We start from the raw sequence: 11,253 nt of genomic DNA, 5'->3' as shown, positions 1-11,253 counted from the left end.
GATCGGTGCAAAGCTGCGTCTATCGCAACGCACCGTTGGTGCGCAGCCGTATCGGCTGATTCCGATTACCTCACGCAATTGAGTCATCTGACCGATGCCGCCCGGTTCGCCAGGTGCAACCCTTGGCATGTCACCGCCATGAAGCGGGACTAGGGCAAGGAGCAGCGAATGCCGTGTACGTGGACACCGGTGGTGTTCATCCATGGGCTTTGGCCAGCCGTGTCCGCGTCCCGGCGAGGTTGCCCCGATGATGCCTGGCGCCCTCGCGTTGTTGCCGCACCGCGCGGTGCTCGGACACTGGAATATCAATCCCAGCAGTGATGTCCGCGCCGAATCCCAACCGGTCGCCCGGTATTCACCCATGCCGCAGCCAGCTGCGCCCAGTGGCACGCGGTCGGGGGAGCCTGCCGACGTCTGGCGCGACAACGTACGTTGCCCGGACACCTCGCACTGGATTTGCCGTCTCGAGCCACGTTCGGTTCGTGTGTGAACCATTCCTGGCGAGGGCAATTGGATCACCAGCCGCGTCGGCCGGCGGGCCGCGCGTGTGGCGGCGCGTGCGAAGCCAATTCAGTTCGCCGCGTTGCCTCACGACGATGTGATGGAAGTGGGTCGCCCCGCGGGGGCACCCGTACGGCGCCGAATCGCCAAGAACGAACAGTAAGGACATCTCTATGCCTGCAGGACTAATCGCCGCTGCGGTTAGGACCATCGTCAACCTCGGCAGTTTTGGTCAACAATTCGTCGGAGTTAATGATCCAAAGTTCACTAACCCTGAATATCTCGCGGCGAGTGCGACCGGCATGGCCTCGGACGGGCTGACCGCTGTTTTCGGACAAACTTGGGTGCCGCAGGCGCTGGCGAAGCGCGTAGGTCACTCTCAGTTGACCAGTCTTGCCAGTTCAAAAGCGGCGCAAGGGGCCAGTGCCATCCTCTGGACGATCAACATCGTCGAAGTGTTGGAGACGTTGATGGGGTTCGGGCCGCCAGCCGAAGGAGATGAACTCCTGGTCGGCTCGACGCAGTTCGCCAAGGCTCAGGCACAGTTGGGGTCGGCCCTTCCGGATAACAGTTGGCAGGGCTCGGCATCCTATGCCTATGCCAGCCAGAACACGGCACTGCAGAATCGCGGACAAGCGCTCGCCGAGCTCGACGTCAAGTTCGCGGCCCTGGTAAAAGATCAGGCCGAATGGGTGACCCATGGGCGCCTGGGGATTGCGATTCTCAAGAACCTACTTCTGGCGGCTTTCGCGGTTGAGATGGCCTTGATGTTTGCGGTACCGGCCGGCCCAGCCATGGCCTGGTCTTTCGGATTCACGGTGAGTGGGCTTGGCATCGCCATCGCCATGGGCCTGCTTTCCACCGTGCTCCCTGGGATCCGTACCAAGGAGCGGACCCGAGTATGCCGGTGGCGGCCAATATGCCCGCGTCGGCCGAGTCGGCGATCTCGAGCTTTGCGGCGTCGGGCACGGCGTTCACAGCTGAGGCGGCCGGGTCGCTCGGCCGCGCCAGCGGCGCCGCGGACGAATCCGCGTTCTACAGCGCTGCCGCCGATGAGGCTGTGCCGCTCGAAGATGCGCCGTCGGCGACGTCGGCGTTCACCATGCCCACCCTGGCCCAACTGATGGCGATTTCGGGGCAAGGCGCAAAGTTCTCGGGGCATGTCTCTCAGCACGCGAACCTGGCCAACCAGGCGATGGGACAGGTCCAGCAGGTCGCATCGATGGCCCAACAGGGCAAGGGGACTGCTCCCGCCGAGGACACCGCGCAGGCCGAGGCCACCACTGTTGAAGATGTCGAGGGCGCCGGGGCGGACTCGGCCGGCGCAGCTGCCGGGCGTGCACCGATCGAAGCGGCCGCTGCTGACACCCCACCGGCGCAGCAGCCGATCTTTGCGCAGCAGGTCGTGTGACGCTCGCCGTCGAGTCGAAGCCGCTGCAGGCCGATGCGATAGCGCACAGAAACGATATGACGAGGAGATAGATCCATGGCGAACTTGGTTGTCACACCGCAATACCTACAGACACTGGCCGCCACACAGACCCAAGCGGCGGCCACTGCAGCATCTGCGGGTGCCGCGTCCACGAATCTCAAGAATGAGGTCTGGGTGTCTCACGGTGTGATCAGTGGAGCCTCCAACACCTCATTTGCCAATGCCGAGGCTGCCCGCCGCGCGGCGGCCAACAGCATGAACACGACTTCTAGCAAGCTCGCCGCCAAGCTACGCACCGCCAGCAGCGCATACCAGGGAGTCGACGAGCAGGCCGGCGAAAGCCTCGACAAACAGATCATTGAGCGCTGATCGGGTCGGAACCCGCTGGTGGGCATGGTTACCGCGCCGGGGTCGACCATTAGCGCTTCAGATGCAGAAAGAAGGGACACCATGTCGCTCTACCACGACCACGATGATCTCGACGACCTGGATTTCTTTGTCGCCGAGGAGGTTTGCGAAGACGGCGCGGAGTCGGATGCCCTGGATGGCTTTGCCACCGATGACCCGACACACCCAGTACCGGACATCGATGCGATGGATCAGTTCATGCCTGGCGAGGTCGAAGACGAAGACACCGAGCCCGACACCGCCCCATTGCAGATCGAAGAGCCCCACGGTGCCGCCGAGACGGCGGGTGCCGAGGAAGGCGTCGACTCGAATGGCGCCCCGCTGTTCACGGTCGTCAACCCCCCTGGGACGGTGTCGGTGTCGGCGCTGATGGACGGCCGGATCCATCGAGTCACTCTGTCGGCAAAGGTGACCAGCATGAGTGAAGCCGAGCTCGCCGAGGAGGTACTGGTAATCGCGGCCCTGGCTCGACAAAACGGGTTGGCGGCCCAACACAGCTATATGTTGGGAAGCTATTCCGAGTGGGAACCCTTGGCGGAGATGGGCACTGACGAGCGCGAGGTATTGCGTGACTTCATGGAGAACACCATGGGTTTGATGTCCGAAGAACAGGCCACCGCAAAACAAGCAGAGGTTTTCTCCACCCGATACCGATAGCTGAGGAACTGCTGCAGATTTCGACGCCTCGGCCGTGTAGCGGATGCAACCCGAGCCGACGATCGCGAGATTCGTAACTCTGACCGGATCGACGGTGATCCCAGGGCCTCAACGCCTGCGCTAGGTGCGGATTCAGGCGTTTTGTGGCCCACCCCACGAAGACAGGTGCGGCGGCCGCGGGCCGCCTTAGCTCAAATAGCAACACATGTAAGGGGATTGGACATGGCTAAGGAGCTGGTCATCGATTCTTCCCGCCTGAAGATTGCTGGAATCGATTTGGCGGAGCTGACTTTGCCGACGCCCCCGCCGCCGATCGTTGCGACCGGACTGGATTCCGCGTCGGCAGCCATCAACGCAATCTTGCCGATTATCGAGTCGCCGGTGGCCGACTCGTTGCCCGTCGTCAACTCCGCCCTGACGAAGACGGGGTCCAATTTCGTCGCCGCCGCCGCGATCTATGCGGAAGCCGACCAGTCGCTCGGAAAACAATTGGGCCAGTTCCAATTCCGTTCCGCCGCAACGACGTCCGAGTATGCCGCTCGCGGCAACGCCTTGATGGCGGGCAGTGCGGCCCTCGGATATGGCTTGGCGGCTGAACCCGAGATACCGATCGCATCGAGGTTCACCTTGCCCACCATGGCCCAGATGGGTTCGCTGCCGGGGCAGGCCGCGACGCTATCGGGACACGCTTCTCAGTACGCGAACCTGGTCAACCAGACCATGGGGCAGCTGCAGGGGGTTGCGTCGATGGCCCAGCAGGGCCCGGGGACCGCGCCCGAACCCGCCGAAGACGGACCCGTTCTGCAGCTCGAACACTGAATTCATTGTCTATCAGCGTCTATCAGCCACTGACGGTGAATTTCAGGATTTTCAATAGCCCCTAGGAGGAGGATTCGCGTGACGCTAGCACAGGTGCTCGCCGTGGAAGGCGAGGAGCTCTTGGCCAGAGCGGTCCGGCTGGAGGCTCCGATACCCGGACTGCCGACGGAAGATCCCCAGCCCCCGTGCGACTTCGCACCGGCTAAGGAAGCTGCCGCAGAGCTTGCGCGCTCCGCCGGAGAAATGCGCAAGTATCTGGGCTATTTCGACACGGAGCGGGCGCGGCTGGCGCAGTCGTTGAGGAACGCGGCCAAGGCCTACGAGGAAGTCGACGAGCACGCTGCGGCCGACCTCGACACGGGCAGCGCCTCGGTGTCGGCGGCGACCCCCGGCCCCGCAGGCGCGGAGCCGGAAACGGAGGCATTCGACGACGCCGGGGTCTCCACAATGGCAGCTGATCACCGCCTTGACGGCTACGCAGATCTCAAGGTCAGGGCATTGACCATCGAGTGGGCCGACAACGGCAATTCATTCGAAAACTTCGCGAGGACGTGGCTGGACTATCGGCTGAAGCTGCTGGAGGCCACCGACCGCTTCGGACCCTTTCAGCGTTGGGACGGTGAAGCGGCGGCGGCCGTCGAGGACCATTTTGACAGGCAGATCGCGTGGCTGCGGCAGATGGCGGACTTGTGTAGCACCATGGCGAGTCAGGCCCAAACGGTTGCGGCCGCGCAACGCCAGCTTCATGCCAGCCATATCCAGTTCCAGGGAAAGACGGTTCGCTTCGCGGATCTGAGAGACCTCGACGACCTGTACTGCAGCGTCCCCAAGGCTGATGTCACGAATATGCGGAACCAGATCCTTGCGATCTATGCGGTGCTGCAGCAAACATCGGATGAGGAGCTGGCGGAATACGAACGGGCGGCGAATTTTCCATTGCCGCCCGTGCAGCCAACCAAGCCTCCCAAAGCCAATGAGGTCAAAATCGATCCGCCCGCGCAGGCCAAGCCGCCCGAGCAGATCGTGGTGCCGCCCGGGCCCGATCCGGTGCCCGCCCCGGCTGATGACTGGCCAGTGGACGAGGCCCTGCCCAACCCCACTGACATGCCCGTCGTGCCGTTCGCCGGCAGCCCCCAGCTGCCGGGCAATACCTTGGCCGATTCCTTTGCCGGTCGCGGCGGTGGGACGGGTCTTTCGGCGGGGGCGCCGAAACTCAAACCGGCCTCGTTCGGAGGAGCTGGAGCTGCGTCGATGCGGCCTATCTCATCGCAGCACGGTGGCCGCGATCTGTTGGGGGCTGGCGCCGCGCCGGGGGCCGCGATGGGGTCGGGCGGTGCGGGCATGGCGCCCATGGGAGCCCCCGGCGCCGGACAGGCCCCGGGGCAGACCGGTAAGGGCAAGCGCGCGGAGCCGGGGGACGAGTTGCTCTACACCGAAGAGCGGCCGTGGACCGAGGGCCTCATCGGCAAACGCCCACGTAAATCCGCCGCCGAGGTCGCCGGCCCGACGCGAGTGCCGCCCCCGATAGCAAAGCCGGGCCCGACAGCAAGGCCGGCTCCAACAGTAAGGACTCCAAATGGGCACCCAGATGCACCCGCAGGTGGCTGAGGCATTGCGCCAGGCGCAGCAGTTCCAGTCCGCGTTTGAAGACCAGATGCACCGGACCAACAGCGGATCCTTCGCCGGAACCGACGAAGCCAAGACCGTCGACGTGACTCTGAACGGACGCCAGTGGCTCACCGACCTGCATATCGAAGAAGGTCTGCTACGGCTGGGCGCTGAAGCCGTCGAGCAGCGAATCAACGAGGCGCTCCAAGATGCGGATGCCGTCGCGTCCGCGGGCATCGAGGCCCGCCAGCAGCAGTTCTTCGAGTCGCTTGCCGGAATTTCCAGTGAGCTCCAGAAGGGGCTGGGCATCACGTAACGAACAACGTCTGTTCGGGTGTCGGCGTGTGTCATCCGGCAAATCGCTGATTGCCGCAAGGCCGACCCAAGCGTCGATCAGCGGGTCAGGGCTGACGATGCCAGCGGCCGCGGCGAAGTTGCCGGCAGGTACGGATTGATATGTCGTGTCGAATATTGTGGGGAATAACGATGAGCATGCTAAGGCCGACGGGTGGGTATTTCGACCAGCTATTGGAGCCGGGCGGATGGCCAGAGATCGATGAGGACGCCTTTTATGAACGGGCGCAGGAATTTACGCAAGTCTTGCGGCAAGTCACCGAAGTGCTGGAGAGTTGCCAACAGCGTCGGACTCAAGTTTTCGACGACGGTGTCTGGTCGGGTGGTGCCGCCGATGCCGCCAACGGCGAACTCGGCACCAATATCGGTCACCTGATGACCCTGCAGAACGACCTTGCCACCGCGATTACGTGGCACAAATATGTTGCCGGTTTGGTTGTGCAAGCCAAGTTGGCCATTGATACAAACGCGGAGGTCGCACACCAACAGATCCTCGTTCTGCAGAACGAACCCGGCCTCACCGCCGCCGAGCGAGCCATTGCGATCGAAAGCTTGGTCGTCGCTACGCACGGGGCCAATGTCGCCGTGGTCGCCGACACCACCGAGCAGATTCTCGCGAGCAGGACGTGGACCCCCCCGCGTAATGCGCTGGAAGACTTGCTCAACCAGCGGACACCGCCACCGGCCGCACCCCCGCAGCGCCGTGACGTTCAGACCGGGCAGCCGATCGAGCAAGAACCGGCGCCGCCGGCGCCTGCACAACCGGTGCCGGTCACCCCGGTGATAGTTCCGGAAGCCGAGCAGTCAACACCCGGTGCCGCCGAGCCGGGGTGGATCCCGCCCGCGCCGGCGGCAATGTCGCCGGTGGGCCCACCGATGATGCCTTCGTCGCCGGCGCATCCTGTTCCCGGATCCGTTGCCGGGCCCGCGTCGCCGGCACCGGCTGCCGCCGATGGCGGGGCACAGGGCCCGGTGTTGAGGGCCGCGGCGGCCCGGTCCGCGCCAGGTGCCGGCGGGCGTGGCAACCCGCCGGCGCCGGCACCGTCGCAGCCTTCGGAGCCCCTGCGTGAGCAGGACAAGGCCACCGAGCACGCTTCGGCGGGGCCGGCCGGTGCCGCCGCGGGTCCGCGAGCCGGAGCGGCCGCACCCGTGGGGCAGAAGCCTTCAAGTGCGCCCATCAGGCCGGCGGCGGCGACCACCCGGGCCGCCGCAAAGACCGGGCCGACCATCGGCCTGGATGCCACCGATCGCACCGCCGCGGTCAATGCCGGGGCGGTAATGGAGCCGCTCATCCCGGTGTCGGCGGCGCGTGCCGAACGCGACGCCATCGCCGAGGCGTCCACCGCTGACGCGGCCCGTCGCAATGGGGCCGATCCGCTGCAACTGGCGCGCCGCATTGCCGCGGCATTGAATGCACCGGGCGGTGGCGGGCAAGGCGATCTCGGATTCTTCTGGGTGACCGCGGTGACCACCGACGCCACCATCGTGGTGGCCAACAGCTACGGGCTGGCCTACATTCCCGATGGGGTGCAGTTGCCCGAGCCGGTGCAGATGGCCAGTGCGGATGAGGCCATTTCCGCCACCGGGCGGGCCTGCTGGGCCACTCGACCAGTGCGGGCCGTGCAGCGCTGGGCGGCATGTCAGGGCAAGACACTGCGAGCGGTAATCGCCACCGAGCAACAGTTCGCCGATTCCGACCCGGGCGTGGCCAGAATTGTCCTGGACCCAGGAGACATCCCGGCCAGCGGAAAGATGACCGGCCGGCCCCGGCTGCAGGTGGTCAATCCCGAAGCCGCGCAATGGCTGGCGGACACCAGCGATGCCGGTTTGACCGATCTGCTGCCGCCGGCGTCGGCGGTTGACCCTGCGCACGCGGATGGACGCGCTACTCGCGCCACCTCGGAGACAATGAATTCCGAGGCGGTGGCCGCTACGGCGGAAAGACTGGCAGCCACCTTCAACCTGCGGTTGCCCGACCTGGGGTCCTCAGTTCAGCTAGCTGCCCCACCGCCGGGGGATCGCCGCCCGATGTTGTGGCTCGAAGTGATGAAGCCGATGGCCAGCAACGCCGTCGACCGCGAGGCGGCGCATCTGCGGGCGTTTCTGACCTTTGCCGAACACGCGCAACGGTTCGCCCTCGACCAGGCGCATTCCCTCGCCGAACCGGCCGATTCGCGGGCCGCCATCGCCGACTGGCTGTACTGGAAACACCTCAGCGGGCTGCTGCACGCCGCCCTGAACCCGAAGCTCGCGGCCTGCGGATGACGGACGGCACCGCGCGGTTCGTGCGCTAGGCCCGGATGTCGGCGGTGAGCGCGTCGGTCAATCTGACCAGATCCGCCGGAGGGACCGCGACGTCCCAATGCCGCTTCCCGGCGCTGCACAGCACCCGGTCCCACGTGAGGGCCGAGCTGTCTACCACCGTCCGAAGTTTCCTACGCTGACCAAACGGCGAGATGCCGCCGACCACGTATCCGGTTGTCCGTTCGGCGTCGGCGGGCTCGGCCATGCTGGCCTTGGCCGCCCCCAACGCCGAGGCGGCGGCCTTCAACGACAACCGCGACGGCACCGGCACGACCGCGACCGCAAACTCGCCGGGTAGCGCGATGACCAGAGTCTTGAACACCTGCTCGGGCGCGATATCTGTGCGGTCCGAGAGGTCCGTGACAGCCTCGAAGTGCAAGAGTTCGTGTGTCACACCGGCTTTGATGAGCGCGGCGACCCCCGGTGTTGCGGCCCTGGCCACGCTGGTGCACCTCAGGGCTGCGTGTACCCCGGCGGGTTGACCTCTTCCACCCACAGGTCCACGCCCAGCTTGGCCCCGGGCACGCAGTTGTAGATCGAGAGGTCGCTCACTCCCGACTCGAGCAGCACGTCCTCGCACAGCGCCGAGTTGCCGGTGTACTCGCGGGAGTTCTTGTTGAGGATGACGTAGGCCGCATCGGCATAGACATCGGGTTTGCGGGCCCGTCCCATCGCCTCGTCGCCGCCGAGCAGGTTCTGCACCGCGGCGGTTGCCACCAGGGTGCGGGGCCACAGCGTGTTCGAGGCGATGCCCTCGTCGCGCATCTCCTCGGCGATTCCCAACGCGCACAGCGTCATACCGAACTTGGCCATCATGTATGCGGTCGGCTTCAGCCACTTCTTGTCCAGCTGCACCGGCGGAGAAAGCGTCAAGATGTGCGGGTTTTCCCGGCCCTTCAGGTGCGGGATGCACGCCTGCGACACCGCATAGGTGCCGCGCACCTGGATGCCGTTCATCAGGTCGAACCGCTTCATCGGCACTTCGGTGATGGACTCGAGGTTGATGGCGGAGGCATTGTTGACGCAGATGTCGATGCCGCCGAACTGTTCCACCGTCTTGGCAACGGCGGCGCTGACGGAGTCCGGGTCGCGGACGTCCCCGACGATCGGCAGTGCCTGACCGCCGGCTTCCTCGAGCTCTTTGGCTGCCGTGTATACGGTGCCCGGAAGCTTCGGGTGGGGTTCGGCGGTCTTGGCGATCAGTGCGATGTTCGCACCGTCTTGTGCGGCCCGCTTGGCGATCGCTAGGCCGATACCGCGGCTGGCGCCGGAGATGAACATGGTCTTGCCGTTAAGGGACATGGCGTCACACTAACGCCACCCTGGATCAGCGAGGTTTGCGGGATCGCGGATCGGTCGGTAAATAGCGGGCGAGAAAATGCCGTTGATTGATTGCGGTCTCATCAACCGTGGGCGTTGGTGGGATGAGGGAGCCGAAGGAAAGGGCGGACTGACGCGGACATTGTCAGTCGTGGCCTTTAGATTGGGAGGAGGGAGCTTGGTGTCGACCTCGACGAGCCTGCTGGGCGAGGAGCGGTTGGGGCGCTTCCCTGCGAGTCCGGCGTCGGTAGCGACGCTGTCCGGTGGCACCTCGACCGAAGGGACCGTGTTTATCAAGATGGCCGACATCGATGGTGTGACCCTGGCTGAGGCGCCCGACCCGGAGCCGCCTGAGGAGACTGACGAGCAGCTGACTGCGCGCTTCGAGCGCGACGCGATTCCCCTGTTGGACCAGCTGTACGGCGGCGCGCTGCGGATGACGCGCAATCCGGCCGATGCCGAGGATCTGCTGCAGGAGACCATGGTCAAGGCCTACGCGGGTTTTCGTTCTTTCCGGGAGGGCACCAATCTCAAAGCGTGGCTGTACCGGATTCTGACCAATACCTACATCAACAGCTATCGCAAGAAGCAGCGACAGCCCGCGGAATATCCCACCGACGAGATCACCGATTGGCAGCTGGCATCCAACGCCGAGCATTCCTCGACCGGGCTGCGTTCGGCCGAGGTCGAGGCCCTCGAGGCGTTGCCGGACACTGAGATAAAAGAGGCGCTGCAGGCATTGCCGGAAGAATTCCGGATGGCGGTCTACTACGCCGACGTGGAGGGTTTTCCCTACAAGGAGATCGCCGAGATCATGGACACGCCGATCGGGACTGTGATGTCGCGGCTACACCGGGGCAGACGGCAGCTGCGCACCCTGTTGGCGGATGTGGCCAAGGAACGTGGCTTCGTCCGCGGTGAGCAGGCCCACCAGGAGGTGTCTTCATGAGCGAAGTTCCCGGCTCACCCGACTCGTTGCCGGACAATGAGGATTCGCACGGCTACTTTGGCTGTGCGGAGGTGATCGCCGAGGTGTGGACCTTGCTTGATGGCGAGTGCACCCCGGAAACGCGCCAGAAGCTGCGCAAGCACCTCGAGGCATGCCCCGGATGCCTGAAGCATTACGGGCTCGAGGAGCGGATCAAGCTACTGATTGCCACCAAGTGTCAGGGCGAGAAGGCCCCGGAGGGGCTGCGGGAGCGGGTACGCCTACAGATCAGCCGCACCACCATCATCCGGGGCGGCGAGTAACGAGCGATCGACAAAACCGCCCGCTCAGCGGGCTGGCCGCGGGGCGGGTAGCCTTCGGCTTGCTTGGCTGGGCGGGCGGGCGGTTATGCCGCTGAGCTAGGCGTTTGGCCGCTTGCCGTGGTTGGCCTTGCTGTGCTTGCGGTCGCGCTTCTTACGGCCACGCTTGGCCATGATGAACCTCCGTAGTTGGTCGATGCAGGGCGGCCAGGTTCCGCCCGGGTTGTCGCAAGTGTCTCACGCGGGAGTCAGTGCCACCGCACTAGCCCGCGCGCCGCGACCCCGGGTGGCCTTATGGTTCGATATACATGAGCCGATAGACCAGCAGCCGGCATGTGCAATGGCCGAACCGAGTGGGGTGAAGATGTCCGAGGATGTTCGCGCCGAGATCGTGGCCAGCGTGCTCGAAGTCGTTGTCAGTGAAGGTGACCAGATCGGCAAAGGCGACATAGTCGTGCTGCTGGAGTCGATGAAGATGGAGATCCCGGTCCTGGCTGAAATCGGCGGCACCGTGAGCAAAGTGAGTGTGGCCGTGGGTGACGTTATCCAGGCCGGCGACCTCATCGCGGTGATCAGTTAGCCCTTGAACCCAAAAACCCCGC

The 11,253-nt window shown here is 65.0% G+C and carries 13 protein-coding genes and 1 pseudogene; 11 read left to right on the top strand and 3 right to left on the bottom strand.

What is annotated here, in order from left to right:
• Positions 1–674: 674 nt before the first annotated feature.
• The 8 genes and pseudogenes from MMSP_RS29970 to MMSP_RS21615 form a co-directional block, all read left to right on the top strand.
• Positions 675–1,151 (top strand): annotated as a pseudogene (locus MMSP_RS29970) (EspA/EspE family type VII secretion system effector); the annotation flags it as partial.
• 251 nt (positions 1,152–1,402) lie between these two features.
• Entirely contained in the window at positions 1,403–1,912 is a 510-nt protein-coding gene (locus MMSP_RS28985) for a hypothetical protein (RefSeq protein WP_020788345.1), read from the top strand.
• A 75-nt stretch (positions 1,913–1,987) separates the two neighbouring features.
• Complete coding sequence (locus MMSP_RS21640; RefSeq protein WP_012393193.1) at positions 1,988–2,302, top strand: ESX-1 secretion-associated protein; 315 nt, start codon at positions 1,988–1,990, stop codon at positions 2,300–2,302.
• A gap of 81 nt (positions 2,303–2,383) precedes the next feature.
• The gene (locus MMSP_RS21635) at positions 2,384–2,998 is read left to right on the top strand and encodes a hypothetical protein (RefSeq protein ID WP_036426853.1); all 615 of its coding nucleotides are present in this window, start codon (positions 2,384–2,386) and stop codon (positions 2,996–2,998) included.
• A 222-nt stretch (positions 2,999–3,220) separates the two neighbouring features.
• Positions 3,221–3,817 carry a hypothetical protein gene (locus MMSP_RS21630; protein ID WP_020788343.1) on the top strand — a complete coding sequence of 199 codons (597 nt, stop codon included), beginning with the start codon at positions 3,221–3,223 and terminating at the stop codon, positions 3,815–3,817.
• Between the two features lie 78 nt (positions 3,818–3,895).
• Positions 3,896–5,425: a hypothetical protein gene (locus tag MMSP_RS21625; RefSeq protein WP_235065811.1), complete on the top strand. Its 1,530-nt coding sequence runs from the start codon at positions 3,896–3,898 to the stop codon at positions 5,423–5,425.
• Complete coding sequence (locus MMSP_RS21620) at positions 5,394–5,741, top strand: YbaB/EbfC family nucleoid-associated protein (protein WP_020788342.1); 348 nt, start codon at positions 5,394–5,396, stop codon at positions 5,739–5,741. The genes MMSP_RS21625 and MMSP_RS21620 overlap by 32 nt, the downstream gene beginning before the upstream one ends.
• A gap of 170 nt (positions 5,742–5,911) precedes the next feature.
• On the top strand, positions 5,912–8,044 hold the full coding sequence (locus MMSP_RS21615) for a hypothetical protein (RefSeq protein ID WP_036426851.1): 2,133 nt from the start codon (positions 5,912–5,914) through the stop codon (positions 8,042–8,044).
• Positions 8,045–8,069: 25 nt separating this feature from the next.
• Here MMSP_RS21615 and MMSP_RS21610 read toward each other — a convergent pair whose 3' ends face one another.
• Positions 8,070–8,525, bottom strand: coding sequence for a YbaK/EbsC family protein (locus MMSP_RS21610; protein ID WP_015354882.1), 456 nt, complete (start codon positions 8,523–8,525; stop codon positions 8,070–8,072).
• Between the two features lie 11 nt (positions 8,526–8,536).
• A complete protein-coding gene (locus MMSP_RS21605; RefSeq protein ID WP_015354883.1) occupies positions 8,537–9,385 on the bottom strand; it encodes an NAD(P)-dependent oxidoreductase in 849 nt (282 codons plus the stop codon).
• 316 nt (positions 9,386–9,701) lie between these two features.
• Between MMSP_RS21605 and MMSP_RS21600 the strand changes: the two genes are divergently transcribed.
• Both MMSP_RS21600 and rsrA read left to right on the top strand, forming a co-directional pair.
• A complete protein-coding gene (locus MMSP_RS21600; protein ID WP_161628269.1) occupies positions 9,702–10,352 on the top strand; it encodes a sigma-70 family RNA polymerase sigma factor in 651 nt (216 codons plus the stop codon).
• Positions 10,349–10,654 carry a mycothiol system anti-sigma-R factor gene (gene rsrA / locus MMSP_RS21595; RefSeq protein WP_011740502.1) on the top strand — a complete coding sequence of 102 codons (306 nt, stop codon included), beginning with the start codon at positions 10,349–10,351 and terminating at the stop codon, positions 10,652–10,654. Before MMSP_RS21600 ends, rsrA begins: the two co-directional genes overlap by 4 nt.
• Before the next feature lie 96 nt (positions 10,655–10,750).
• On the opposite strand, the gene MMSP_RS29965 is transcribed toward rsrA, so the two are convergent.
• A complete protein-coding gene (locus tag MMSP_RS29965) occupies positions 10,751–10,825 on the bottom strand; it encodes a 50S ribosomal protein bL37 (RefSeq protein WP_011728008.1) in 75 nt (24 codons plus the stop codon).
• A gap of 190 nt (positions 10,826–11,015) precedes the next feature.
• Between MMSP_RS29965 and MMSP_RS21590 the strand changes: the two genes are divergently transcribed.
• Positions 11,016–11,231, top strand: coding sequence for a biotin/lipoyl-binding carrier protein (locus MMSP_RS21590; protein ID WP_012393203.1), 216 nt, complete (start codon positions 11,016–11,018; stop codon positions 11,229–11,231).
• The last annotated feature ends 22 nt before the right edge of the window (positions 11,232–11,253 follow it).

The sequence above is a fragment of the Mycobacterium sp. 012931 genome, assembly GCF_000419295.1.
In the GTDB taxonomy this organism is placed as follows: domain Bacteria; phylum Actinomycetota; class Actinomycetes; order Mycobacteriales; family Mycobacteriaceae; genus Mycobacterium; species Mycobacterium marinum.
Note: the sequence above shows the minus strand (reverse complement) of the source record. Positions and strands in the feature narration are given on the sequence as shown.

Coding starts and splice junctions, on each gene's coding strand:
- MMSP_RS21615 (WP_036426851.1), top strand. CDS start 5,912: ATGAGCATGCTAAGGCCGACGGGTGGGTATTTCGACCAGCTATTGGAG.
- MMSP_RS21640 (WP_012393193.1), top strand. CDS start 1,988: ATGGCGAACTTGGTTGTCACACCGCAATACCTACAGACACTGGCCGCC.
- MMSP_RS21630 (WP_020788343.1), top strand. CDS start 3,221: ATGGCTAAGGAGCTGGTCATCGATTCTTCCCGCCTGAAGATTGCTGGA.
- MMSP_RS21635 (WP_036426853.1), top strand. CDS start 2,384: ATGTCGCTCTACCACGACCACGATGATCTCGACGACCTGGATTTCTTT.
- MMSP_RS21600 (WP_161628269.1), top strand. CDS start 9,702: ATGGCCGACATCGATGGTGTGACCCTGGCTGAGGCGCCCGACCCGGAG.
- MMSP_RS21605 (WP_015354883.1), bottom strand. CDS start 9,385: ATGTCCCTTAACGGCAAGACCATGTTCATCTCCGGCGCCAGCCGCGGT.
- MMSP_RS21620 (WP_020788342.1), top strand. CDS start 5,394: ATGGGCACCCAGATGCACCCGCAGGTGGCTGAGGCATTGCGCCAGGCG.
- rsrA (WP_011740502.1), top strand. CDS start 10,349: ATGAGCGAAGTTCCCGGCTCACCCGACTCGTTGCCGGACAATGAGGAT.
- MMSP_RS21590 (WP_012393203.1), top strand. CDS start 11,016: ATGTCCGAGGATGTTCGCGCCGAGATCGTGGCCAGCGTGCTCGAAGTC.
- MMSP_RS28985 (WP_020788345.1), top strand. CDS start 1,403: ATGCCGGTGGCGGCCAATATGCCCGCGTCGGCCGAGTCGGCGATCTCG.